This is a genomic window from Herbaspirillum sp. GCM10030257 (assembly GCF_042666555.1).
Classification (GTDB): Bacteria; Pseudomonadota; Gammaproteobacteria; order Burkholderiales; family Burkholderiaceae_D; genus Noviherbaspirillum.
The window spans coordinates 83,817-106,331 of the sequence record NZ_JBHTDH010000007.1 but is presented as its reverse complement, the minus strand read 5'-3'; the positions used below and the strand labels follow the sequence as shown (position 1 = coordinate 106,331).

Annotated in this window: 26 protein-coding genes; 11 read left to right on the top strand and 15 right to left on the bottom strand. The window is 55.3% G+C overall.

The annotated features are described in order from the left end of the window. Positions 1–41 precede the first annotated feature (41 nt). Positions 42–716, bottom strand: a complete 675-nt coding sequence (msrA, locus tag ACFQUU_RS12820; protein WP_382247632.1) for a peptide-methionine (S)-S-oxide reductase MsrA — start codon at positions 714–716, stop codon at positions 42–44. A 193-nt stretch (positions 717–909) separates the two neighbouring features. On the opposite strand from msrA, the gene ACFQUU_RS12815 reads away from it, so the two are divergent. After that, positions 910–2,445, top strand: a complete 1,536-nt coding sequence (locus ACFQUU_RS12815) for a DUF4331 domain-containing protein (protein ID WP_382247630.1) — start codon at positions 910–912, stop codon at positions 2,443–2,445. Positions 2,446–2,463: 18 nt separating this feature from the next. Next, positions 2,464–2,739, top strand: coding sequence for a hypothetical protein (locus tag ACFQUU_RS12810; protein WP_382247628.1), 276 nt, complete (start codon positions 2,464–2,466; stop codon positions 2,737–2,739). 457 nt (positions 2,740–3,196) lie between these two features. Here the strand turns inward: ACFQUU_RS12810 and ACFQUU_RS12805 are convergent, their stop codons facing one another. Together ACFQUU_RS12805 and ACFQUU_RS12800 are read right to left on the bottom strand one after the other, a co-directional pair. Further along, positions 3,197–3,478, bottom strand: a complete 282-nt coding sequence (locus ACFQUU_RS12805; protein ID WP_382247626.1) for a KTSC domain-containing protein — start codon at positions 3,476–3,478, stop codon at positions 3,197–3,199. A 193-nt stretch (positions 3,479–3,671) separates the two neighbouring features. After that, entirely contained in the window at positions 3,672–3,917 is a 246-nt protein-coding gene (locus ACFQUU_RS12800; RefSeq protein WP_382247624.1) for an MbcA/ParS/Xre antitoxin family protein, read from the bottom strand. Positions 3,918–4,251: 334 nt separating this feature from the next. On the opposite strand from ACFQUU_RS12800, the gene ACFQUU_RS12795 reads away from it, so the two are divergent. From ACFQUU_RS12795 to ACFQUU_RS12785, 3 genes are all read left to right on the top strand, one after another. Then, a complete protein-coding gene (locus tag ACFQUU_RS12795; RefSeq protein ID WP_382247622.1) occupies positions 4,252–4,485 on the top strand; it encodes a ParD-like family protein in 234 nt (77 codons plus the stop codon). Further along, positions 4,482–5,309 (top strand): type I methionyl aminopeptidase, encoded by an 828-nt coding sequence (gene map / locus ACFQUU_RS12790; RefSeq protein ID WP_382247620.1) that lies wholly within the window; start codon positions 4,482–4,484, stop codon positions 5,307–5,309. Before ACFQUU_RS12795 ends, map begins: the two co-directional genes overlap by 4 nt. A gap of 139 nt (positions 5,310–5,448) precedes the next feature. Next, complete coding sequence (locus ACFQUU_RS12785; RefSeq protein WP_382247618.1) at positions 5,449–6,180, top strand: class I SAM-dependent methyltransferase; 732 nt, start codon at positions 5,449–5,451, stop codon at positions 6,178–6,180. 164 nt (positions 6,181–6,344) lie between these two features. Here the strand turns inward: ACFQUU_RS12785 and ACFQUU_RS12780 are convergent, their stop codons facing one another. Next, the gene (locus ACFQUU_RS12780) at positions 6,345–6,995 is read right to left on the bottom strand and encodes a TetR/AcrR family transcriptional regulator (RefSeq protein WP_382247616.1); all 651 of its coding nucleotides are present in this window, start codon (positions 6,993–6,995) and stop codon (positions 6,345–6,347) included. 57 nt (positions 6,996–7,052) lie between these two features. On the opposite strand from ACFQUU_RS12780, the gene ACFQUU_RS12775 reads away from it, so the two are divergent. From ACFQUU_RS12775 to ACFQUU_RS12760, 4 genes are all read left to right on the top strand, one after another. After that, positions 7,053–8,258, top strand: coding sequence for a glycosyltransferase (locus ACFQUU_RS12775; protein WP_382247614.1), 1,206 nt, complete (start codon positions 7,053–7,055; stop codon positions 8,256–8,258). A 141-nt stretch (positions 8,259–8,399) separates the two neighbouring features. Beyond that, positions 8,400–8,906, top strand: coding sequence for a GNAT family N-acetyltransferase (locus ACFQUU_RS12770; RefSeq protein WP_382247612.1), 507 nt, complete (start codon positions 8,400–8,402; stop codon positions 8,904–8,906). 541 nt (positions 8,907–9,447) lie between these two features. Beyond that, positions 9,448–10,926, top strand: a complete 1,479-nt coding sequence (locus ACFQUU_RS12765; RefSeq protein ID WP_382247610.1) for a nodulation protein NfeD — start codon at positions 9,448–9,450, stop codon at positions 10,924–10,926. A 2-nt stretch (positions 10,927–10,928) separates the two neighbouring features. Then, positions 10,929–11,714: a slipin family protein gene (locus ACFQUU_RS12760; protein WP_382247608.1), complete on the top strand. Its 786-nt coding sequence runs from the start codon at positions 10,929–10,931 to the stop codon at positions 11,712–11,714. Between the two features lie 77 nt (positions 11,715–11,791). On the opposite strand, the gene ACFQUU_RS12755 is transcribed toward ACFQUU_RS12760, so the two are convergent. From ACFQUU_RS12755 to ACFQUU_RS12715, 9 genes are all read right to left on the bottom strand, one after another. Beyond that, positions 11,792–12,085 (bottom strand): helix-turn-helix domain-containing protein, encoded by a 294-nt coding sequence (locus tag ACFQUU_RS12755; protein ID WP_382247606.1) that lies wholly within the window; start codon positions 12,083–12,085, stop codon positions 11,792–11,794. Positions 12,086–12,252: 167 nt separating this feature from the next. Further along, positions 12,253–12,753 carry a DUF421 domain-containing protein gene (locus tag ACFQUU_RS12750; protein WP_382247604.1) on the bottom strand — a complete coding sequence of 167 codons (501 nt, stop codon included), beginning with the start codon at positions 12,751–12,753 and terminating at the stop codon, positions 12,253–12,255. After that, the gene (locus tag ACFQUU_RS12745; protein ID WP_382247602.1) at positions 12,711–13,100 is read right to left on the bottom strand and encodes a hypothetical protein; all 390 of its coding nucleotides are present in this window, start codon (positions 13,098–13,100) and stop codon (positions 12,711–12,713) included. Before ACFQUU_RS12745 ends, ACFQUU_RS12750 begins: the two co-directional genes overlap by 43 nt. A gap of 267 nt (positions 13,101–13,367) precedes the next feature. Next, positions 13,368–13,733 carry an SPW repeat protein gene (locus ACFQUU_RS12740; RefSeq protein ID WP_382247600.1) on the bottom strand — a complete coding sequence of 122 codons (366 nt, stop codon included), beginning with the start codon at positions 13,731–13,733 and terminating at the stop codon, positions 13,368–13,370. A gap of 96 nt (positions 13,734–13,829) precedes the next feature. Next, positions 13,830–14,252, bottom strand: a complete 423-nt coding sequence (locus ACFQUU_RS12735) for an Hsp20/alpha crystallin family protein (RefSeq protein WP_382247598.1) — start codon at positions 14,250–14,252, stop codon at positions 13,830–13,832. A 15-nt stretch (positions 14,253–14,267) separates the two neighbouring features. Then, the gene (locus tag ACFQUU_RS12730; RefSeq protein ID WP_382247596.1) at positions 14,268–14,756 is read right to left on the bottom strand and encodes an Hsp20/alpha crystallin family protein; all 489 of its coding nucleotides are present in this window, start codon (positions 14,754–14,756) and stop codon (positions 14,268–14,270) included. A gap of 163 nt (positions 14,757–14,919) precedes the next feature. Further along, positions 14,920–17,844, bottom strand: a complete 2,925-nt coding sequence (locus ACFQUU_RS12725; protein ID WP_382247594.1) for an Hsp70 family protein — start codon at positions 17,842–17,844, stop codon at positions 14,920–14,922. After that, positions 17,844–19,694, bottom strand: coding sequence for an Hsp70 family protein (locus ACFQUU_RS12720; protein WP_382247592.1), 1,851 nt, complete (start codon positions 19,692–19,694; stop codon positions 17,844–17,846). Before ACFQUU_RS12720 ends, ACFQUU_RS12725 begins: the two co-directional genes overlap by 1 nt. Beyond that, positions 19,691–20,293 (bottom strand): DUF2760 domain-containing protein, encoded by a 603-nt coding sequence (locus tag ACFQUU_RS12715; protein ID WP_382247590.1) that lies wholly within the window; start codon positions 20,291–20,293, stop codon positions 19,691–19,693. Before ACFQUU_RS12715 ends, ACFQUU_RS12720 begins: the two co-directional genes overlap by 4 nt. Before the next feature lie 554 nt (positions 20,294–20,847). Between ACFQUU_RS12715 and ACFQUU_RS12710 the strand changes: the two genes are divergently transcribed. Together ACFQUU_RS12710 and ACFQUU_RS12705 are read left to right on the top strand one after the other, a co-directional pair. Continuing rightward, a complete protein-coding gene (locus tag ACFQUU_RS12710; protein ID WP_382247588.1) occupies positions 20,848–21,324 on the top strand; it encodes an RrF2 family transcriptional regulator in 477 nt (158 codons plus the stop codon). Between the two features lie 45 nt (positions 21,325–21,369). Beyond that, positions 21,370–21,618 (top strand): NnrS family protein, encoded by a 249-nt coding sequence (locus ACFQUU_RS12705; RefSeq protein WP_382247586.1) that lies wholly within the window; start codon positions 21,370–21,372, stop codon positions 21,616–21,618. A 61-nt stretch (positions 21,619–21,679) separates the two neighbouring features. Here ACFQUU_RS12705 and ACFQUU_RS12700 read toward each other — a convergent pair whose 3' ends face one another. Further along, the gene (locus tag ACFQUU_RS12700) at positions 21,680–21,919 is read right to left on the bottom strand and encodes a hypothetical protein (protein WP_382247584.1); all 240 of its coding nucleotides are present in this window, start codon (positions 21,917–21,919) and stop codon (positions 21,680–21,682) included. Between the two features lie 11 nt (positions 21,920–21,930). Then, positions 21,931–22,515, bottom strand: coding sequence for a DUF3299 domain-containing protein (locus ACFQUU_RS12695; RefSeq protein WP_382247582.1), 585 nt, complete (start codon positions 22,513–22,515; stop codon positions 21,931–21,933).

Below are 22,515 nucleotides of genomic sequence, written 5' to 3'. Positions count from 1 at the left end.
GGCTGCGTTTCTCATCAATTCACATTGCGCTGGAGCTAACGTTAAGGGGGCGTAACGGGTAGCCCAACCGGGCAACTCACGCCTGTACCGCGCAACCCGCAATAACCATTCGGGTTTTTTGCCAGGTATTGCTGGTGGTCGTCTTCAGCATAATAGAAGGTCGGAGCAGGATAACGGATCTCGGTTGTGATATCGCCGTGTCCTGCTTTTGCCAGGCAAGCCTGGAAACTTGCCTGGCTGGCTTTCGCCTCGACAAATTGAGATGGAACTGTGCAGTAAATTGCTGAGCGGTATTGCGTACCCCTGTCATTTCCTTGTCGCATTCCCTGTGTCGGGTCGTGACTTTCCCAGAACAGTGCAAGCAAGGTCTCGAACGCACAAACCGTGGGATCGTAGACAACGAGAGCGACTTCGGCATGGCCGGTCTCACCTGAACACACTTCACGATAAGTCGGGTTTGGCGTGAAGCCGCCGGCATACCCGACTGCGGTCGTATAAACGCCGGGTAGCGACCAGAAAAGTCGCTCGACGCCCCAGAAACAGCCCATGCCCAACTGTACTTGTAGCAGACCTTCGAACTCGCCACGCAGTTCCCGACCATGGATGAAATGGTGATTATGAAGGACGAGCGGAGCGGCTCGTCCGGGCAGGGCCTTCTCGGCGAGAGGCATGCGCTGCTTGTACGCGCCAATGCCGGACAAAAGTTTTTTAAACATATTTTTCCTTTCGAGTAGCCGTTCGCGTGTCAGATCAAGCATCAAGGTGATGGTGCAAATCAGACATTCGCTTGATCTATCTCAAATAGATACAGCCATCTGAATCCATTTGGCCGTCCAGATCGTATGTGCCAGTGCAGCACGGTGGTTTTCGCTTCCTTATATGCCCGGCCCTCGATCACAGGAGATACTCATGCGCAATCCTATTACCAGACAAGTGCTACGCACGACGCTAATGGCGGCGGTAGTAGCCGGCATCTTCACTACACCAGCAATGGCATCAAGCCATCGCGAATCTCCATTCCTTACGGAACAGCCCAAGGTCGACGCAACGGATCTTTATCTGTTCCGCAGCTACGAGGCCGGACGCCAGGATTATGTGACGGTCATGGCCAACTATATTCCATTTCAGGATCCGTTTGGCGGTCCGAACTTTTACCAGTTCGATGAAAACGGTTTGTATGAAATTCATTTTGATACGAACGGTGACGCCAAGGAAGACATCACGTTTCAGTTCCATTTCAAGAATACGCCAAAATCTGCGGCACTTCCGGTCGGTGGCAAGCAGGTTAAAATCCCCCTGATTAACGCCGGTCCGATCAATACCGTCAATCCGCCGACGCTGAATGTACGCGAAACCTATACCATTGATATCGTCAAAGGCGATCGTCGTACAGGTACCCGAAACCCCATAACGCTGGGAGGCGGCGCGCGTGAGTTCGACAAACCGGTCGACAACATCGGGGACAAGACCTTCGGCGGCGCCGATGGTTACGAGAAATATGCGGGCCAGCATATTCATGAGGTGGCCATCCCCAACTGCGGTAACGGCCGGGTCTTTGTGGGGCAGCGTAAAGAACCCTTCTATATTGCGGTCGGCAAGACTTTCGACCTGATCAACCTGAATCCGCTGGGTGCGGAGGTGGGCGGTAACGAAAATAATCTTGAACGCAAAAACGTCAGCACGATAGCCATGGAGATTCCGATCTCGTGCCTGACCAACGGCAATGGCGGTGATCCTGTCATCGGCGCCTATACCACCGCGAGCAAACGCCAGGGACGCTTGATTAATCCGACGCCAGGTGCCGGGTTGAATACGGCCAGCAAAGAAGGTGGTGCATGGACCCAGGTATCGCGTCTGGGCATGCCGCTGGTGAATGAAGTCGTAATCGGCATGGACGATAAAAACCGGTTCAATGCATCCAGGCCTAGCGGAGATGCACAGTTCATCGACTATGTTACCAATCCGACGCTCCCGGCCCTGATCCAGACCTTGTTCCCATCGGCACCCGCACCGACCAACTTTCCACGCACGGATCTGGTGACAGTGTTCCTGAAAGGCATCGAGGGCGTTAACCAGCCGAAGAATGTCGTACCGTCAGAAATGCTGCGTTTGAATACATCAATCGCTCCGACATCGCGTGAGGCGCAGAATCCGCTCGGTGTGGCTGCCGGCGACAACGCGGGCTTCCCGAACGGACGCCGTCCGGCGGACGATGTGGTCGATTTGTCGCTGCGTGTGGCAATGGGTGCGCTGTGCGTGCTGACCGGACAGAACGACGCGCTGAAGGTCAGTTGCAAACCTTCCGATGCGCCTGCCGGCGGTGCCGCGCTGACCGATGGCGTACGCAAGACCGCTGCGGACTTCAAGCCAGCCTTCCCGTACTTCAATACACCGATCTCGGGCAATGCCGCCGGGACGAGCAGCAGTAATGCCGCCGCCCAATAACGGATAAAGGAGAAACTTATGTTTAGCAAACGCTTTATCTTCAGTGCAGCGGCAGGCACGACCCTCCTGCTAGCGCTGGTGGGCTGCGGCGGAAGTGGCGGCGACTCCGGCACTGTTGCAGCAACCCCGGGCGCTGGCACGGCGAACGACACCACGCAGTCGGCTGCCAGTGATTCATTCTTTGCACGGGTCCTTGCCATTATTGGAGATACCTCCGATACCGCAGAAGCTCAAGAGATTGAATCAACGGCGGCCACGACCCCTGAAGAGACGCGACCCCAGCCGGTAAGTTGATTTGCCGGCCCGCTCACGGCGGTGAATGGAAAACCGGTTCAATATCGATCAGCAGCAAGAGAAGATAGGAACTGACCCGATAAAACGGCCCGTCTTGGGTCGTTTAGCATTTTTGATCCCATAGACTATGAGTTATGCGGCACGGTGTCGTTTCCGAAAGTAGAAATCACAAGGCGGCACCTGTGGCTGTACATGGATTGAGGCATCAATACGCCCTGTCAGTGGGCCAGAATCAGTTCGTTCAAACATGACTGCTCGCTCGAAATCATCGCCTCCAAAAAATCGTAGACGCCTAAGGTCAAAATCCATCTCGGTAGAGATAGCCTTCACCAGCGCTCCGGACCAAAGGTTACTGGAGATGGTGCATTGTGAGGTTGGCTGCTTCCGGCAACAGAGCCGCCTTCCAAGATTTGTCTACGGAAGCAGAGGCAGCTCAGTGACAGTACGTCGGCATAGTTTAAGTATCGGTGTCGTCGTTGGACGCTTTGAACAGATCGTTGAGTTGCTGAGATTTCCCTTTAGGTTGGACGGTACCTCGACGACCAGAAAATTCTTCCTCTATGTTGTCGCGGTAATAGCTCCAGGCCGAACCGGACGTTGATAATCTGCGCCAAACCTCTGTTCCGACACCTGAATAATCAATCGCACTTCCATCATCGAATTCGACCCGCAGGATGCGTTCACGCGGGTCGTACCCAATAGCACGCAGTTTCCCGGCATTGATCTTTTTCATCTCCATGATTATCTCCATTCGTATCTATGGGAGTCCGCATAGGGCCCAGGCTGTGTAAAGACGAATTTTTCTGCCACAAGCAGCACGACATAGCGGACGCACTGGAAAGAAGGTGTGTACTACTTGCTGTGGTCTACCTCGGCCGAACCTGCGTTTTATGCAGATTCGACTGCATTCAAAAGGAACCAGAAGATCGAGATTACATTGAATCAATGTAACAATGAACTTCGTCCGTACGACCTTCGCTCACCAGCTGGGCAGGGGTCTTGCCATCAAATTTCGATAATGGTTCCTCCATCCATACGCTGGCAGCGTCATCATTGCCTACAATTTCCCGCATTCTGTGCATGATCGTGTAATAGGCCTGGGCTTTGCGCGACTGCTCTTGAAACCGCGTACGGAGTGCTTCAAACGCTTGGAGTGATGGACGTCCATCTTTTGTCATGATTTACCTCGATCAAATCAGAAGTTCAAGAACGCTCGCGTGTCTTGTCAATCCCTGAGATGGCGAACATGTTTAAGTTCGCCAAGCATTTATACATCTTTGAGGTCATCATACCCTCAACCCTTGGGCAGCAGCTTGTGGCCGTGTGCGGCAGTAGTGCGGTGCACATCGCCGGCGGCTATAGACCACCTTCCAGGAAGAGACATCCGAGAAGCGGAATGGCGCTGCCCGCCCTCACCGGACTTTCGGCTTTCTTGAGAGCGGACATTCAGCAGTCGATTCGATACGGTGGTAGTATATGAAGTGACTATAAAGCATATATACGGCACAAAAAATGGGAATTCTGAAAATCTCCGAGCAAATGCACGAAAACCTGCGTTCGACCAGCGCGGCGCTCAGCCGCTCAATTAATGCGCAAGCCGAACACTGGCTTCGCGTCGGCATGCTAGCCGAACTCAATCCCAAGTTGAGCTATGGCGAGATCTGCCAACTGTTGATTCATGCACATCAGTCCGGAGATCTCATCCAGGCAACCGTTCAGCCTGCCGCCGAGCCGGAGGCAGCATGAAGTTCACGAACGGTGTTCCCCTTCGTTCAGAGGCGGAGATCGGGATGGCACGTCGCGCCGGCGCACTGGCGGCGGACGTGCTCAGGATGATCGAGGAGCACGTCAAGCCCGGCATTACTACAGGCGAGCTCGACAAAATTTGCCACGACTACATCGTTGATGAACTGAAGGTCATTCCTGCCAACGTCGGCTACATGGGCTATCCCAAGACAGTACTCACTTCGGTTAATCATGTCGTTTGTCATGGAATACCCGCTGACAAACGCCTGAAGGATGGCGACATCATCAACATTGATGTTGCCGTCATGAAGGACGGCTGGTTTGGCGATACCAGCCGCATGTATTGTGTCGGGGAGCCAGGGATACTTGCCAAGCGACTGGTGCGCGCCACTTATGAAGCGATGCGTGCTGGCATCCTTGCGGTACGCCCTGGAGCGACGCTGGGTGATGTTGGGCACGCCATTCAAACCATTGCGCACCGCGAAGGATTTAGCGTCGTACGTGAATATTGCGGCCATGGTATCGGAACCGTTTACCACGATAAACCGCAGGTGCTGCACTTTGGGCAGCCCGGTACTGGCATGGTGCTAGAGACTGGCATGATTTTCACTGTTGAACCAATGCTCAATGCGGGCAGGCCGGGGACGAAGCAGTTGGCCGATGGCTGGACGGTTGTGACGAAAGACCGCTCCATGTCCGCGCAATGGGAGCATATGGTCGCTGTAACAGAAAGCGGCTTCGAGATCCTGACTTCCTGGCCTGATGGCTACGGAGAATATTCGCCCATCACCACCGAGGCATTATCTTCGGTCGCTTTGGTCTGAACGTGACGGGCGATAGCTCGGGCTCACATGGCTAGTGCTTACTCGGATTGGGACCCGAATCTGTCCTCCAGGTCGGTTCCGAAAAAGACATGGCTTTGATGAATACAAAGGCACAAAGGGCGGGTATTGGGGTTTCGATATGTCTCAGAACATTTATGACAATCCGCAGTTCTATTCGGGTTACTCCCAACTTCCTCGCTCCATCGAGGGGCTCTCTGGCGCGCCTGAGTGGTCTTCTGTACGAACACTGCTGCCTGCGATCGAAGGTGCTCGAGTCCTGGATCTCGGGTGTGGTTTCGGAGCGTTCGATCGCTGGGCAATCGAACACGGTGCGAAGGAAGTCATCGCAATCGACCTTTCCCGAAGAATGCTTCTTGAAGCTCGAAAGCGAACCGCTGGCGCGTCCATCGACTACCGAGTTGGCGACTTAGCGAAGCTGGATATCCCGGAGCGGAACTTTGATCTGATCTACAGCGCGCTGGCATTCCACTACATTGAAGACTTCCATAGCCTCTGCCGAACGATGCGGTCAAAGCTTCGCAACGGAGGTCGATTGGTTGCGACCGTCGAGCATCCGATCTTCTCAGCCCCTCGCAATGACCAATGGAAGGAGGAGGATGGTTATCCCTTCTGGCCCTTGGATAACTACCTGAACGAAGGTGAGAGAGTAAGGCCCTGGTTTTCCGCTGGTGTCACCAAGTACCACCGAACCATCGGGACCTACGTGAATACACTTCTCGACAACTCATTTCAGCTGGTTCGGCTCATTGAATGGGGACCGGATGCCGAACAGGTAGCGAAGCATCCGGAATGGGCAAAGGAGAGGGATCGGCCGATGTTTCTGCTATTTGCTGCGGACGCGATTGGCTGAGTCAACGTCAGCTATTAGTGCGGGCCGGAATGTGTCTGGCAGTGCCCACGTTGATCGGTCACCTTGATAAGCTGTCATATAGGACTGGGGCTAAATTAGCCAATCCGAATTGCCGGTTTGCGGTGCTCACAATGTAGATTTCCCTGCTTTGCCTGGGGATACTACTATTGGCCAGCAGCGCGGGCACCATCCACGAACAGCCGAACGACTGTGGCAAACTCCTGCTTCAGGTCGAGCCGCCGATCAGTAATCCAGCGCATCAGCGCGCCGAAATATAGGTAGTGGAAATAGATCGCCAACCCGTCGGCCGGGTGGGACGCATCGAGTTCGCCGCGCTGCTGAGCCGCAACAATCAGCATCTTCCACGCTTGCACCATATCACCGCTGCCGGAGGGTTCGTCAGCTGTTTGGTCATCCGGCTTGAAACCGGCGAATTTATAGCGGATATAGGGCAGCAGGTAATCGGGATGGCGTTCGCACCAGGCGGCGGACTCAGCCAGCAGCGCCGAGACGTTGGCACGGAACGGAGCCTTCGGGTCGAATTGAAAACCGAGGCTTGCGAGGTCGCGTGCCAGTTCACCTTCCAGTAGATGCGCGAGCACTGCCTCCTTAACGGGGAAATACTTGTACAGCGTGCGCTTGGAGACCCCGGACGCCGCCGCGATCTGCTCCATCGTCACAGCCATATATCCATGAGCTCGAAATAGCTCGCCGGCAACCGTGCTTATTTGTTCCGTCAGGCGTGCCTTCTTCAGCGGCCGCCGGCCACTCGCAGGTGGGTTGAGTACATTTTCCAAATCAGTCGGAGAGGTCATAGCCTGAAAGTATAGATGATGCTAAAGTATACGACGTATACTTTTAAAAAGAACGCCATGAAATTGCTGATCCTCACCTACGGTACGGAAGGCGACACCCGGCCGCTCGTCGCTCTTGGTCACGCGCTGCATAGCATCGGCCACGATGTATATCTGCTCGGTGACGCGCGCACCCTCGGCTCGGCTGATGAACTCGGCCTAGCCAACTCCGCGCTGTCCGGCGATATCCGCCAGTTGTTCTCGGAATGGCTCAGCCAAGGGCCAAAAGGCACGGCCAAGGCGCTGGTGCAACTGACCAACGCCAATACCCACGCCTGGACGGTTGAAACCTTGGCTGCTGCAGACGGTTGCGACGCCATCCTTACCTCCGGTCTGGCAGGTTTTATCGGCCTATCCGTAGCAGAACGCCTGGGCATCCCAGCCATCGGGACCGGCATGATTCCGCTCACGCCTTCGCGCGAATTTCCTTCGCCCTTCCTGCCCTCCGGTCTAGTGCCGCGCTGGATCAACCATGCCAGCCTCAGGCTGACCAACCAGTTGTTCTGGCTGGCCTTCAGGAAAAGCCTGAATGAAGCGCGCCAGACTGTGCTCAGACTGGCGCCGTGGCCGGAGTTGCCGACCCAACACCCAATGCTCTACGGCATTTCGCCAACGATCCTGCCGCAGCCTGCGGATTGGCCGGCCCACGCCAAGCTGTGCGGCCAATGGCAGACACCGGCCGCCGATTTCACGCCAACACTCGAACTTGCCGACTTCCTCCGCGCCGGCCCGCCGCCGGTCTACGTCGGCTTCGGCAGCATGGCCGGGATAGATGGGCCGCACATAGCAAAGACGTTGGTCACCGCCTTGGCCGGCCGCCGCGCACTGTTTTACCCGGGCTGGAGCGGAATGGACGATATCGAGATGCCTGATAATATCCTCCGCATCGGTGCCACCCCGCACCAATGGCTGCTCCCGCGTACTTCCGTCGTCATCCATCATGGTGGCTCCGGTACCACCCATTCTGCCACCCGTGCTGGCAAGCCCTCGGTCATCATCCCATTTGCCGGGGACCAACCCTTCTGGGCAGAGCGACTTAATCGTCTGGGCATAGCGCCGCCAGCGCTCGATGGAGCGAAGCTGGATGCGAGGTCATTAGGGAAAGCAATAGGCTTTGTTGAAAATATTGAGATCCAGAAGCGCGCCGCGGAGCTTGGCGAGCAGATGGAACGGGAAGATGGGCTCGCAACGGCCGTAAGGGAAATTGAGAAGCTAATTAATTAGTCCCAAAGACGGCAACCCTATTTAATTAATCAACAACGCGGGGCTTCGTGCGGTTCGAGCGCAACTCGACAATTAATAAATAGCTGACCGCAGGAGCCTCAAAGTGAGGTTGCGGTATTGGGGTACATCATGGAGCAAAAAATGAATATCAAAGTTAGACATGAACAACCAGCCGATAGCGCGGCGATTTTCGATTTAACCAAACTCGCTTTTTCGACTGCTGCGCATACCAGCCATACAGAGCAATTCATCGTGAATGCACTCCGAACCAGCGGTCACCTCGCGTTGTCGCTTGTTGCCGTGGAGGAGGGAAGGCTTGTTGGCCACATCGCCTTTTCACCAGTCACGATCTCAGCTGGTGACGATGGCTGGTATGGCGTTGGGCCGCTTTCGGTACTGCCGGACTTCCAGCGGCGGGGAATCGGCAGCCTACTAATGCAACAGGGATTGGCTACGCTTAGGAATAGAGGGGCACGGGGTTGCGTGTTGGTTGGCGACCCGGCGTTTTACTCCCGGCTCGGCTTTTCCCCCTGTACGGAACTGGTATTCCCGGGAGTTCCCCCGGAATATTTGTTAGGTAAGAGTTTCGGCGATGCGATGCCAAAGGGCGAGGTCACGTTCTCACCGGCTTTTGCGGCAACCGCTTAATTTCCGAAAAAGCGTAGCGCGATAACCAGCTGTGGCGCCGTCACTTTTGCTTCGACTCTGCACTACAACCCGGTCAAGCATCTTTATTGTGGCATTAACGGAGGTTTTTCCGCTTATGGGAGGAGCATCGACGATTTCGCATGACGCCATGAATGATTGTCCGACTCTTTCCACGGATCGATTTGGTGCTTGATCGGTTTCACTTCGTACTTGCGAAGTCGATATTAAAAAATAAGTTTAAGTACTCCAGTCAGCGTCAGCAAGCCGATCAGGAAAATGATAACGACAATCCATAACAGTATTTTCATTCGATGCTCCAGGTGCAGGTAGTAAGGAATGGCGATGAGCTCGACACAACTTAATGGCGTTTCATACCAGTAAAACAATTGTTAAAAGACCGACAAGTATCGCTCCGCAAAGTTCCTGCGGCAACTTGCATACAACCTACACATGATTTCTCGCAAGGCCTTGTAGCCATATGCCTAGACAATAAACAATGTCAGGCTAGAGAAGATGGCAGTCTCATGCACAGGAGGCAAGCGTGTATCTTGAGGCAAAGACAGTGGACGGCGCCTCGGCTGCTACACGCGTGTCGCGCTGGAGCCTGTACGTGGCGAGATGCTGGTTCATCGCACTGGGAATGTTCTGGGCCTGTCAAGTTGCAAGCGCCGGCTTACCTGCTTCCGTAAGCTTGCTGACCGTTGACGATGCCATTGGGCCAGCTACCGCAGACTATATTATCCGGGGTATTGCACGCGCGGAGAAAGAAGAGCAGCAACTTGTGATCCTCAAGTTGGATACGCCAGGCGGTCTTGATGTGTCGATGCGATCGATCGTCAAGGCCATACTGGGATCGTCTGTACCGATCGCTACTTTTGTTGCTCCTGGCGGCGCACGTGCTGCCAGTGCCGGCACCTATATCCTGTATGCAAGCCACATTGCGGCGATGGCGCCCGGCACTAACCTTGGCGCGGCCACGCCGGTGCAGCTGGGAGGGACCGAGGCACGTGATCCTGACAAGTCCGACAACCGAGGTGCAGGCAAACCGGGCACCGGGGCGTCGGACTCGGACACGGAAACGGATAAAAAAGCGACCGGTGGAAGTGAACTCGCATCGTCCATGATGCGCAAACAGGTCAATGATGCCGTGGCCTATATCCGTGGTCTCGCGCAAATGCGGGGACGAAATGCGGAGTGGGCGGAGCACGCGGTGCGCGAGGCGGTCAGCCTCCCGGCTGAGGAAGCTGTCAAGCTGCGCGTCGTCGACTATGTGGCAGAGGACGTTCCTGCATTGCTTGCACAGATTGACGGCAAGGAGGTGACGGCAGGTGGCCAACCCAGGACACTGCATACTGCGGGAGCCTCGGTGATCGATGCTCAACCTGACTGGCGTATAAAAATTCTTTCCGCGATTACCAATCCCAGCATTGCCTTACTACTACTCACCCTCGGTGTATACGGCATCATCTTCGAACTCATGAGTCCGGGATCTGGTGTGCCTGGTGTAGTGGGAACGCTGCTCCTGCTCATCGGACTATATGCTTTGCAGTTACTGCCGGTGAACTACGCCGGTCTGGCACTGATTCTTCTTGGTCTCGCTTTCATGGTTGCCGAGGTATTCCTGCCAAGTTTCGGCATCATTGGCGCTGGCGGTATCGGCGCATTTATCATCGGCGCCCTGTTGCTGATTGATACCGATGTTCCAGGGTACGGTATTCCTTTTACCGTCATCGCCGGCATTGCCGTGGTAAGCGCCCTTGCCCTGGTAGGGATTGCCACGCTGGCAGTGAAAACGCGAAGGCTTTCCGCGCCGCGCAATCCTGATCGCATCGTCGGCAGCGTCGCTGAGGTAATCGATGCCGATGTGGCCGCCAATGAAGCCTGGGCGCAAATCCATGGCGAAATCTGGCGTGTCGTCAGCACTGTACCCTTGCACCGTTCCCAGAAAGTCCGGGTGGTCGCCCGTACCGGGCTAACGCTGGAAGTTGTCCCTGCAGGACATCCTGAAAAAGGAGAATGAGAATGTTTTTTGATTTCAGCTTCGGAATCATTGGTGTTTTAATCGTGCTGATTGCGCTGCTTGCCGCATCGGTTCGTGTGCTGCGTGAATACGAGCGCGGGGTGGTTTTTCAGCTCGGCCGCTTCTGGGCCGTCAAGGGCCCGGGACTCATTATCCTGATTCCTGTTCTACAGCAGATGGTGCGAGTGGACTTGCGAACAGTGGTACTGGATGTGCCGACACAGGACGTTATTTCACGCGATAACGTTTCTGTCAAAGTCAATGCCGTCCTCTACTTCCGTGTGGTCGATCCGGAAAGGGCCATCATTCAGGTCGCCAATTTCTTTGAAGCGACCAGCCAGCTTGCGCAGACCACGCTGCGGTCGGTGCTTGGCAAGCATGAGCTGGACGATATGCTGGCGGAACGGGAAAGGCTCAATCTCGATATTCAGCAGGTGCTTGATGCGCAGACCGACGCGTGGGGCATCAAGGTAGCCAACGTTGAAATCAAGCATGTTGATCTTGATGAATCGATGGTGCGCGCGATCGCACGACAAGCCGAAGCCGAACGTGAACGTCGGGCCAAGGTGATCCATGCCGAAGGTGAATTGCAAGCTTCCGAAAAACTAATGCAGGCCGCACATGTGCTCTCGCAACAATCGGGCGCAATGCAGTTGCGCTATATGCAGACACTCAGCAATATTGCCGGGAATAATTCATCGACGATTGTCTTTCCGTTGCCGCTCGAATTGCTGACCGGTATAGCCGATGCAGCGACGAGGTCACGCGATACGCCTCCAGCTACGTGAAACGCTTTGACGCGCAGAAGCTTGCCTCAGAGGCATCACGATTACTTAAGATTACTTAATTAAGTCTTGCTATCGGCTCAAGGTTTTTTTGTGCGTGAAACACAACGAGCTTGCTGACAAGCCAGTCGAAACTTCGCGCGTCGGTCACCCATCAGCCGCCGCAGTTCGTCGATACTGATACCCGTCTGTTGTTGTATCGCCAGAAGAAGTGATGCGGCGAGGGGAATTCGCCCTCGTCGGATATTTTCAACAACATGGCGCGCCATGCTTAATCGCTTGGACAGGGCATTATCACTACTCAGTTGTAAACGTTTAATTAATGCGTCGAACAGGTCGTTCGGATTATAGTTTTGCGGGGTAACGGATTGCATTATTCTCTAATCTGATGAATGTTAATGACATAAATTATTGACAACAATGGAGACGTATAGTTCTTGTTGCTACGTTCCTTTGTCTTGAACAAAGCGTCCCTCGCAAAATTTGGCACACTATCTACATCGCGTCGGGTGGCTGCATGGTCATTACTCCGCAGTCAAATTCATTGGGCTGGTTGCCTGCGAGGTATGACAGTGAGTTGACCTTCTCCCTCTATATAAGCCGCCTTCACATCCTCTATTTTCTCAATACCTTGCCGGCGCAGTTGAGCCATGAGTTCGTCCTCCGTGAGGTACTCACGCCGCATATTACGTCGCATAAGCCGCCCGTTTCGCACGATTTGAACCGGCGAACCAGAAACTAAGCTTTCAACGAAAGGAATATGGAAACTGACCAGGTTGAGCAGGTAATTCCATCCCATCAAGGTGGCGATCATTAATATTGCGTCGCCAACTGTTTTGTGTTCACCCATCCCATGCGCCGCTGCTTCCGCGATTAGAAGCAAAAATACCAGATCTATCACCGCCAACTCGCCTCCAATGCGAGGCATAAGGCGCATGAAGGCAAGAATTGAAAAATATAATATTGTTCCACGGGCGATAAGCTCGAAAAGCGGCGTCTCTAGTGCAAAGATCTCCATCCAGCTGCTTGGGAAGAATTCCATAAATGTATGTTCCTTATTTCAGGTAAGCCGCATCCACTTGTAGGATGACTATGATGCTGCACCTTGGCGTATGCCGGATCATCTTGAAGTTGCTTTTTCGCATCTCGCATGCAGGCCGTTTGCTCTGTACTGCTTGTCTGGCGGCAGGCATTACGCGCTTCTTCATAGGCCGCATAAGCCTCTCGTCTAGACAAGCGATATCGGGCTTCCGGGGTGGTGACTTCCACCGATTGCTGCGCTTCAGCATTGCACTTTGTGCTGTCACTTGCTCCTTGTACCGGCATCGAGATCAACATTGCGGTGGCAACTGCGGCACCGATGTTTAATTTGCAAAATAGGCTGCTCATCGCTACTCCTTTCAAAAAAATAGGTCATAAACAGCACTAATCACGTGCTTAGTATTGAATAAACAAATGCGCAAAAGTTTCCCTACGCTGCACAGACCAGGAAGCGGCGAGCATCGTTTTCCTTCAACGTTGTTGCTTCTTTAAAGGCGCACAGCGTGCTTGCGCCCCCGCACCTTTCGCGTCCCGGTCAATTCATAAAAAAATCCCCTCGAAGAGAATTCAAGGGGATCAACGCCTACATGTCATGAGGAGACAGCATGGCTTAGTTCAGGCGGTCTGCCCCGGATGCCATAATTTTTGGAAGTCTTTGTCCCTGACTGCAACCCATAATGCCAGGGCGGCAACAGCAGCACCCACCACCACGGTATTGGTCATCGCTTCCTGATGGGCAGCGAATCCGAGAGCCCATGGCGCGACAATACCCCAAGCGCCAAGCAGGAAGTTAACCACTTCTTCCCATGCACGGGGCAGGTAAATCGCAAGGGCCGCGACCAAGAGAATCGCTGCACCCAGCCACCATGCATTCCTTGCTGCGACCGGAACATTGTCTGCGTACTTCAATGCCCAGGGCGAGGCGAACAGCCAAGCACCCAGCAGCAGATTTAACCAATCCTGCCAACGTTTGCCTTTCATGATGAACACCTCCAAAATGAAACAAGCATTAGTTTCCCGCGCCTGCCGGATCCAATCCATGCAGGCGCGACCTATTATTCCTGCCAGACGTCTGATTTATGCAGGTCGGACTTCGATGCGGCGCGGTTGTGCGTGGGATGCTTTGGGTATGTGCAACTTCAGCACCCCGTTACGGAACTCCGCGGCTGCCTTTTCGCCGTCCAACTCGTTCGACAATGAGAACGTGCGCCGGTAACGTGGCACCTGGATTTCCGCATACTGCGAGTCCATGTCCTGCGGTATGTTGAGATCCACCTCGCCTTCAATCGTCAGGCGATGGGTTTCCAGCTGCAGATTCAGACGGTCCTTTGGCACACCGGGCAAGTCAGCCAGCAACGTGATGCCGCTTTTGTCCTCGATCACATCGACCGGAGGTTGAAGGACAACCTGCTCGTCACTTCTGCCAGACCTATCAGACCCGTTGGTTTTCGCAACCTGTTGGTTGTTCTGGGTCTGCGGGAGATTAGTTTGCTTACTCATGATCCATCCTCCTCATCAATGAACAGAGATACGCCTCAGCTGGGCGGATTCCCTACGTTTGATGCTGATATGGAGCACGCCATCGCGGTAGCGAGCATCAACAGTGTCCGGATCCAGGTCGTCGGAAAGGCTGATGACACGCTTGAACTGGCCTGCAAAGCGCTCGTTCAAATGCACGGTCGCTTTATCCTCGCCGGTGACGAGGTCATCGGTTCGCTTACCGGAAATGGTAAGCACGCCCTGTTCGATATTGACATCGATTGATGAAGGGTCCAGGCCGGGAATGAACGCGTACAGCTCCATGGTTTGCGGCGTTCTGCCTACATTCAATGCAGGGAAGCCACCACGGCCGATGCCGCGTATATTGGGCTCAAAGTCAAACAACTGCTCGATCTGCCTTTGCAGATTTGCCATTTCGGCAAATATACTTTGCGGAAACGTCGATTGATATAACATGTTGTCCTCCTTTCTGTTTAGCGTTAACACAGACGAGGTTTCGCGCATGGTTTTAGATAAGATTTTGCTATGCTTGTTCCCAGTTAGGTACTCCAGCGTTCCACCGCAGCGCGCCCGACGTCGTGCGCGCCACCTCCGCTGTGCATCTGTTATGGAAGCTATTCCAGCGTCTCGATTCGCCGACGTCACCTTCTTATCCGGAACAGGATGATTAATAAAGCAGCTTCAATCCCGGTGGGAGCGAATCGCCAAGGAATCCTTTTTGGCTCACCTCGTCCAGTTGCACTTTTCCATGGATCATGGCGATCCAGGCCGCCGGTGCATTGATGCCCAGTAGCCTTGTCACGAGCCTGTCGCGTACCTCGCCCGGCAAGTCGCGTGCACGGTCACCGGTCGCGCGTGCAAGGTGAGCAGCGGTAAGCGGCGCGCCTTGCACGCGCTTCCAGTCAAGCCGCATTAAGTTGTCAACCCAGGTAACGGCAACTTCCGGCGCCACTACGTCATCCGCATTTCCATAGAATGGTTGACGCGCGCCGATACGGGCGAGTGACCATAATATCGGCCCCTCGTTCGCGGAAGATTTTGTGGAAGCGGAGAGGGACTGGTTCAGTAGGTCGAACAGCCAGTCGCCGATTTCGACCTTATAGCTGGCAGGGATACGTTCAATCGAGCCGACAAGACGCAACATGTCTTCCATATTGCCTCTTACTAATTGAGAGGGACGCTCTTGCTGTGCTTCGGCGTCAGGCTGGACGTTAAAGGCAAAGCTGTCCAGCAAACGCAATTGCGCTTCTTTTTCCAGGCCGCCCGCGACGCGGCGCCACATGGTCCACCATTCTGTCGCAACCTGGCTATCATTTCCGTACTGTGCGCCTGCCTCAAAAATCGACCACAACTGCTTGACTCGCCAGTCGTCCAGCGGATAGCCAAAACCAGGGCGCAAGCAAAACCCGATGAGATTGAACCACGCCTTTTCATGTTGGGCAGAACGCCGTCGGCCACGCGCACGTTGCCATAGTTCGTCGAATAACTTTCGAAGCAAAGGCATCGTCCATTGCTCGCGATTGCCGATCAGCTTTTCAAGTTGTGCGCGGAGTTGCCGTACTTCTTTGGCTTCCACCTTCTGTGCACGCGAACCGAAAATTCGGTCGATCGCGGCCAGCGCCTGGTCGAATCGTTGCGGCAGCGGCGGCTCGACATTGGCTTCGTTCACGGCAGACGGCTCGGTCTGACCAGCGCGCAGCTGAAATTCAAGTAGCCATCGCTGACCAGGGTCTTGCGTACTGACGCAATGCAGTTCAAGGGTTCCTACTTCGGTCAACGTGGTTGCCAGCTGTACCGACACCTGCTGTTTCGCTTCGGATGATTTCGTGTGCAGCACGGTGGCGATCGGCGGCAGGCGAACAACATCATTGGCGGAAAGCTCAAGCAAGTCTCCGAGCGAAGGGGGTGACTTGCTGCGATCATCCGTGGAAGAAACCAGGTGAAACCGGACCGGCTGGTTAAGGCGCAACGCAAAGACACGTTCGCTCAGAAGGATTTCTTTACCCTCTTCACTTCCGCGGGGGAAGATACAGACCGCATTGATCGTTTCCGCTTGAGCCACGTTGGCCGCAGCCTCAGCCTCAGCATCCGGGTTGGTGGAACGGCTTTGAGCCCTGTTGTCCTTTGGAAGCTCAAGTACAAGAAAATAGCTGCGTGCCGAGCCTCCGCCGATTTTTGTACCAAGGCCCCGGGCAGCGAGCGCATAGGCAACGGCACCGCGTGCCACTGCTGCATCGGGATGACGGTTATGCAGTACGCGTAGCGGCTCGCCACGCCACAGTCCCAGGATATGCTCGAGCCTGCTGGAAATCGCGCGGGAATGAAACACCCCGCCATTGAGCAGCAGCGTATCGGGAAGCAAAGAATCGGATGCGCGGCTGGCTTGCGGTTCTTGATCGTTCGCACGTTCGGTGCGGCCCGCGTGTTGCATCAGGAAGCTTGCGAGATGGCGGGTGATTGCGGGGTCGCTGGCATACGGCAAGCCAAATTCAACAATGCCGCTGCGACGTTGTACGGCTCCATCATGTTGACTGACCAAGGGAAAAAAGCCGTCGACAATCATGCGTTCGACTTCTTCCCTTGTCAGATCGGTAGATCGCGTGCCACCGATCAGTCTGGAACCGCTTCCTACCAGCGTGACGGAAGTTTTCGCGGGCGCGTCCAGTGCGAGCAACTCTTCCTTGGCGTTGCGGCAACGCTCAATCAGCTGGGACAACTCGGTGGCCGACAGGCGCTTCTGGCCGGCTTGTGCGGGTCCAGTTGTAGCCTGACCTTGGGTGAGACGCTTTTCAACGAGATTGGCAAGCACCAGGTCCATGTTGTCGCCGCCAAGCATCAGGTGCTTGCCGACTCCAACCCTGGTTAGTTGCGGTTGATTGCCTTCGTAAGCAACCTGGATCAGGCTGAGGTCCGTCGTTCCCCCGCCAACGTCACAAATCAGCACCAGGCGCGTTTGATCCAGTTCCGCCGCTAACCTGTCGCGATGCGCGTGCAACCAGTCATAGAACGCGGACTGAGGCTCTTCCAGTAATCGTATTTGCGGCAAGCCTGCGCGTTTTGCCGCCTCTACGGTAAGCGCACGCGCGCCTTCGTCAAACGAAGCAGGAACCGTCAATACAATGTCCTGCGCTTCCAGGCGGGCGTCCGGGAAGCGCCAGTTCCAGGCCGCACGAAGATACGCCAGATAACTTGCGCTGGCTTCCATCGGCGACACCTTCAGGACGTCATCCCCGGCGCCCCAGGGAAGGATGGGCGCAAGGCGGTCGACCGCGGTATGGGATAACCAGCTCTTTGCGCTCGCTACCAGCCGGCCGGGCACTTGCGCCCCCAGTCTGCGTGCGAACATTCCGAAAACCACCGGTTGCTCTGTCGCAGGTTTGGATTCCGACCAGGGAAGGGCGTTTGCACCGGCGGGCAGTTCGCCACGCGCGGGGTGGAAACGCAGCGAAGGCAGGAAGGGCAGGGCTTTGATTTCTCCCGGCCCTACCAACTGCTCCATATCAAAGATGTGGATTTCGTCCGAGCCGGCTTCGGCGTAAGCGACGACGGTATTGGTGGTGCCAAGATCGATACCGACGCTAAAGCGCTTCATCACATTCCTGCCGATTGCCCACGCACGTCAAACTCGACCTTCCAGCGCTCGTTGCCATCGCGTGCAACGGCGGACAGTTCAAGGGTGCCGGTCTCGGTTACCCTGGCATGCAGCCTGACCAGGACCACTTCTCCCGGTTGCCGCCCTTCCGCCGGCAGCAGTGACTGGATCTCATTGAGTTCTTCCAGGTCTTCTGGCGGCCAGTAATCAAGGATGGTGCCGATCTGGTCCTGGCGTCGCGTCGACGAACTGAAGAAACGAAAATGCACCGGCTCGCCGACGACGAGGCCGAATTCCTGGGTTTCCAGTTCTGCTTCGGTTCCTTCCTCCATGCCAAACGGCGCGATGCAGAGCGCCTGGATGGGTGGTTCCATCCCCGGTATCGCCGGCATGGACGACTCGACGCCGACATAGTACGCGCGTGCGGTGCCGCCACGAATACGCACGCCACGCCCCTGACGAACGTAGCCGTGATATGCGGCACCCCGTGCCACCGCCAGATCAAGATCGGCACCGGTAAGCTGACGTGCCGGCTGCGCGTTTTCACTGGCGAGCCAGTGGTTGATGGTAGCCAGCGTCCTTTGCACCAGCAGATTGGATTTAAACACGCCGCCATTGAACAGGATCGCCGTCGGGTGTAGGAAACTGGCGCCCGGATTGGCCTGGCCGGCAAAACCTTCCAGTTCGGAAAGCGCGCCGGTCTGTCGTCCCAGGAAAGCCGCGAGATGCCGTGTAACGGCGGCGTCCTGTGCAAAGGGAAGGCCCAGCTGTGTCAAGGCTGCCCGTGCGCGGGTAGCCGGGCGCGCGGCGGCGTCCACCTGCGGGAAGAAGCCCTCCAGAATCACGGAGGTGACTTCTTCTCTTGTCAGCTCGGTCCGGATGGAGCCGCCGATCAGTTTTGATCCTCTGCTGGGAATAACGACCGGAACACTTTGCGCGTCGGATTCGCTCAGCAAGGTCTCTTTCGCCGCGCGGCAGCCATAGGTCAGCGCGCGCATCTGCCACGGATCGAGCGAGGTGCCATTCGCCCCCAGCTTCCTGGCAATCACATGGGCCAGCGTCAGATCCATGTTGTCGCCGCCAAGAAGAATATGGTCGCCCACCGCAATGCGATGCGGTTCGAGATTTCCGTCACGCTCCAGCACGGCGATCAGGGAAAAGTCGCTGGTGCCGCCGCCAACGTCAATGACAAGAATAATGTCGCCGACCCGGACTTCCTTGCGCCACTGGCCCTGGCTCGACTGGATCCAGCTGTACAACGCGGACTGAGGTTCTTCAAGCAAGGTCAGCGACTCGTACCCAGCTGTCCTGGCGGCTTCCGCCGTCAGTTCGCGCGCAGCGGGGTCGAACGATGCCGGGATCGTTACCGTGACATCCTGCCGATTCAGCGGTGCGTCCGGATGGGCGTGATTCCATGCATCGCGCAGATGGACCAAGTAGCGGATCGATGCCTCAAGCGGCGAAACGCGCGCGACTTCCGCCGGTGCATCGCCGGGCAGGATGGCGGCGCGGCGGTCGACGCCTGGATGGCATAACCAGCTTTTCGCACTGGAAACAAGACGGATCGGTGTCGTTGCGCCACGGGTGCGAGCGAGTTCGCCAACGATATAAAGTTGTTCCTCGCCCCAGGGTAGAGCGCGTTCACCCTGCGCAAACTCATCGCCATGCGGAATGTATAAAAATGACGGCAAGAGTGCTTGCCCTTCGACGGCGCCGGGCGCAGTAAGCTGCGGCACATCGAGCACCCCATGCGTCGTCTTCTCGCCGTCGCTGGCCGCGAGATCGATATAGGCAAGGGCAGAGTGGGTTGTCCCGAGATCGATACCGACAGAATAGCGCGCGGTACTCATAGTTCCACCTCAGCAGGTGCGAGTACCGATGTGTCGTGGTCTTTTGCAAGCTTGGGCAGGCGTATATCAGTCACGCGCCAGCCGCGATGAGTCAGGCTGCCGCGAAACGGCGCGCTACCTACCACGTTTCCTGTCAGACGGATGGCCGAGGCATCGAAGCCCTCCGGCAAGCTCACCATGCTGCCTTCGTTTTCCTGGCGCACCGGCGCGATCGTGAAGTGCTCGTCCAGTACTTTTCTGCAACCCTGATGGACGACCCGTGCGGCGGCACCAATCTCGGCATCCGAATAGTTGGCCAAATTTTCTTGTGCGAAGTCGATCAGGCGCGCGTCACGCTGCAGGATGCTTAACAGCAAAAGTGCGGCATCCGGAGTTGCTTCCTTTAACGGTGATACCGCCGGTGGAGGCGGTGTCTCTACCACCGGCGCCGGGGAAGCTGGAGGCGCAGCGGTCTCATCTTTCTCATCGCTTAAAGTATTGATGCGCGCCGCAAAATCGAGATCGGAAAACGTGCGGAAGAATGCGCCAAAGGCAAGCGGAATCCTCCGTAAAAAGGACGGCTTTGCCTTATCCGGCGAGGGTGACTTCGAATCGGTCATTTGTTGCTCCGTTCATTTTTTAATTGCAATCGTTTAACGTAGACCATCTTGCAAAGCAGGTAAGTGATGTAACCCGTTCAGGGGCAAATCGCATTACGCAAGCTTAAGATTAATGATCGCAGCTCAAAGGGCAGGATTATGTCAGATTCGCGCTAAACGAGGATGTTTCACAGGATTGCCTTAATGAAACAGAAATGAAATGGCCTATGCGCGGGAGTGACAAGCGACGGTATGCCCGCCTGAAAACCTGCTATCAGTTTGAGCAGGACAATATCGGTCACGTCCTCAGCGAATGCACTCAAGGTTTTTGGAGTGTTTGCAAACTTCCAGTGCTCTACAAGTTGGAGAATGAGTCAGGAATCCTGCGTAGCACTAAATGGTTGTCTCGAAGTTTGACTTTGTAAATGTATAAATCGACCGAGATCGTTTCTTAAAGGTGTGGCATGTAAGGATGTTTAAATTTTTTGGATACTTGATGCAGATTTGTTTTACGACTAAAGATGTAGAATGGATACTGCATTTTTAACGCAGCCCTGTTGCAAAGGCAGCATCCCATGAGATTGACTTCCTATACCGACTACGCATTACGCACGCTGATGTATTTAGCGATCAACCGTGACCGGCTCGCCACGATCCAGGATATCGCGGACACTCACGGTATCGCTAAGAATCACCTGACCAAGGTCGTGCATCATCTCGGCGTGCTCGGTCTGATCGACACCGTACGCGGCCGTAACGGAGGATTAAGGCTGGGTCGGGAGCCCGAGGAGATCAACATCGGCGAAGTGGTCCGACAGACCGAGACCGACTTCCACATGGCTGCCTGTTTTGACACGCAGGGCGATGGTTGCAGCTATTCCGCAGGCTGTGAACTGAAGGGTGTACTTGGAGAAGCGACCGCGGCTTTCTTGCGTGTTCTCGATGGCGTAACCCTTGACAAGATGGTCTCAAGGGAAAAGAACCGGCGTGTCAAGAAATTGGTGTATGCACCAATCGAATTGCACTTTGGTGGTGCTTCAAAAAAGAGATGATGCAGCGTAGCAGGTAACGGCACCGCACGGTCAACCAAGCTGATTTTGTTTTTCTTCTACCGTCGTAATGTCACCGCCAAGAAATCGCTCAAGGCGGGAAAGGCAGAAACCAGCATGTATGCACTGATGCAGTTGGGGATGATTGCACGCTTTGCGGCAGCGATGACCGGCGACTCACTCCGGGACAATCTGCTGATTGTGGCTGCGGCAGCCTGGGTTGGTGCGTTCGCACTTTACCTGATCGTCTACGGTCCGTATCTGATGACTGCGCGCATTGACGGGCGCGAAGGCTAACAAGACTCAGATCTGAACCGCCTTGAGTGGTGTCGAAGCGAAAGCCAATCTACGCCGCATTTCAATGGCGGTGTTTGCGCATTCCGCACAATGCACCAATGACTGGTAACGTCTTGCACGCCTTGCTTAGCTCTTCATGACAGATTTTTTCGCTCTTCCCCGATGCGAGGCATTGTGCTGCCGCTTCATGCGCAGCGGCAATCGCCCGATGCTGCTCGATCAGCTCTTTTGCATGTGTGGGTTCAGCTGCGTGAGCACTATGCACAAACCCAGCTAGCATGATGATTGCAAAAATTCGCATTTCGTTTTCCTTTATTTGTATGGGGTTAGTGCTACGGCGGACAAGCGATAGCCGGAGGCGCCAAATTCGGTATCCTTACGGGCCGTCTCCAGCGTACCGCTGACCCAGACTGCCGACATAACCTGCACGTCTTTCAATGGCTTGACTGCTACCCCATGAATGATCTGGTTAGCAGGCGGTGGTGGCGTGTGGATGCATGCGCCAAAATAAGGTACTAACAGGAATTCCTTGATCTGGCCACGTTGTGCATCAAGTGGTACCAGAAAGCCGGCAATGCGGATACGTTTGCCATTAAGCGAAGGGTCGACTGGTGCTTCACTCCACGCCTTGCGCATCTTTTCCAGCGCTTCCATTGCACGCGGGTCGCTGTCGTTCATCTGATCCAGGTTTAAGCCTTTCATCAGCTGCGACGGATCCCAATTCTTTGGCACTAACGCATCCCAGTTCGTCTCCGTATAGCCTTGGGGCGTGGCCGGTGCTTTCGGTTGAGGAAGACGCTCTCCAAGTTTGTATTCCGATTTATCCTGCTGGGCATAGAGCAGCGGCGAGCCACCGGCAAGCACCGCACAGCAAATCAGGGCAGGGATAATTTTCAT

Excerpts from the sequence above, each read along its gene's own strand:
- msrA (WP_382247632.1), bottom strand. The coding sequence starts at position 716 with ATGTTTAAAAAACTTTTGTCCGGCATTGGCGCGTACAAGCAGCGCATG.
- ACFQUU_RS12815 (WP_382247630.1), top strand. The coding sequence starts at position 910 with ATGCGCAATCCTATTACCAGACAAGTGCTACGCACGACGCTAATGGCG.
- ACFQUU_RS12810 (WP_382247628.1), top strand. The coding sequence starts at position 2,464 with ATGTTTAGCAAACGCTTTATCTTCAGTGCAGCGGCAGGCACGACCCTC.
- ACFQUU_RS12805 (WP_382247626.1), bottom strand. The coding sequence starts at position 3,478 with ATGGAGATGAAAAAGATCAATGCCGGGAAACTGCGTGCTATTGGGTAC.
- ACFQUU_RS12800 (WP_382247624.1), bottom strand. The coding sequence starts at position 3,917 with ATGACAAAAGATGGACGTCCATCACTCCAAGCGTTTGAAGCACTCCGT.
- ACFQUU_RS12795 (WP_382247622.1), top strand. The coding sequence starts at position 4,252 with ATGGGAATTCTGAAAATCTCCGAGCAAATGCACGAAAACCTGCGTTCG.
- map (WP_382247620.1), top strand. The coding sequence starts at position 4,482 with ATGAAGTTCACGAACGGTGTTCCCCTTCGTTCAGAGGCGGAGATCGGG.
- ACFQUU_RS12785 (WP_382247618.1), top strand. The coding sequence starts at position 5,449 with ATGTCTCAGAACATTTATGACAATCCGCAGTTCTATTCGGGTTACTCC.
- ACFQUU_RS12780 (WP_382247616.1), bottom strand. The coding sequence starts at position 6,995 with ATGACCTCTCCGACTGATTTGGAAAATGTACTCAACCCACCTGCGAGT.
- ACFQUU_RS12775 (WP_382247614.1), top strand. The coding sequence starts at position 7,053 with ATGAAATTGCTGATCCTCACCTACGGTACGGAAGGCGACACCCGGCCG.
- ACFQUU_RS12770 (WP_382247612.1), top strand. The coding sequence starts at position 8,400 with ATGAATATCAAAGTTAGACATGAACAACCAGCCGATAGCGCGGCGATT.
- ACFQUU_RS12760 (WP_382247608.1), top strand. The coding sequence starts at position 10,929 with ATGTTTTTTGATTTCAGCTTCGGAATCATTGGTGTTTTAATCGTGCTG.
- ACFQUU_RS12755 (WP_382247606.1), bottom strand. The coding sequence starts at position 12,085 with ATGCAATCCGTTACCCCGCAAAACTATAATCCGAACGACCTGTTCGAC.
- ACFQUU_RS12750 (WP_382247604.1), bottom strand. The coding sequence starts at position 12,753 with ATGGAATTCTTCCCAAGCAGCTGGATGGAGATCTTTGCACTAGAGACG.
- ACFQUU_RS12745 (WP_382247602.1), bottom strand. The coding sequence starts at position 13,100 with ATGAGCAGCCTATTTTGCAAATTAAACATCGGTGCCGCAGTTGCCACC.
- ACFQUU_RS12740 (WP_382247600.1), bottom strand. The coding sequence starts at position 13,733 with ATGAAAGGCAAACGTTGGCAGGATTGGTTAAATCTGCTGCTGGGTGCT.
- ACFQUU_RS12735 (WP_382247598.1), bottom strand. The coding sequence starts at position 14,252 with ATGAGTAAGCAAACTAATCTCCCGCAGACCCAGAACAACCAACAGGTT.
- ACFQUU_RS12730 (WP_382247596.1), bottom strand. The coding sequence starts at position 14,756 with ATGCGCGAAACCTCGTCTGTGTTAACGCTAAACAGAAAGGAGGACAAC.
- ACFQUU_RS12725 (WP_382247594.1), bottom strand. The coding sequence starts at position 17,844 with ATGAAGCGCTTTAGCGTCGGTATCGATCTTGGCACCACCAATACCGTC.
- ACFQUU_RS12720 (WP_382247592.1), bottom strand. The coding sequence starts at position 19,694 with ATGAGTACCGCGCGCTATTCTGTCGGTATCGATCTCGGGACAACCCAC.
- ACFQUU_RS12715 (WP_382247590.1), bottom strand. The coding sequence starts at position 20,293 with ATGACCGATTCGAAGTCACCCTCGCCGGATAAGGCAAAGCCGTCCTTT.
- ACFQUU_RS12710 (WP_382247588.1), top strand. The coding sequence starts at position 20,848 with ATGAGATTGACTTCCTATACCGACTACGCATTACGCACGCTGATGTAT.
- ACFQUU_RS12700 (WP_382247584.1), bottom strand. The coding sequence starts at position 21,919 with ATGCGAATTTTTGCAATCATCATGCTAGCTGGGTTTGTGCATAGTGCT.
- ACFQUU_RS12695 (WP_382247582.1), bottom strand. The coding sequence starts at position 22,515 with ATGAAAATTATCCCTGCCCTGATTTGCTGTGCGGTGCTTGCCGGTGGC.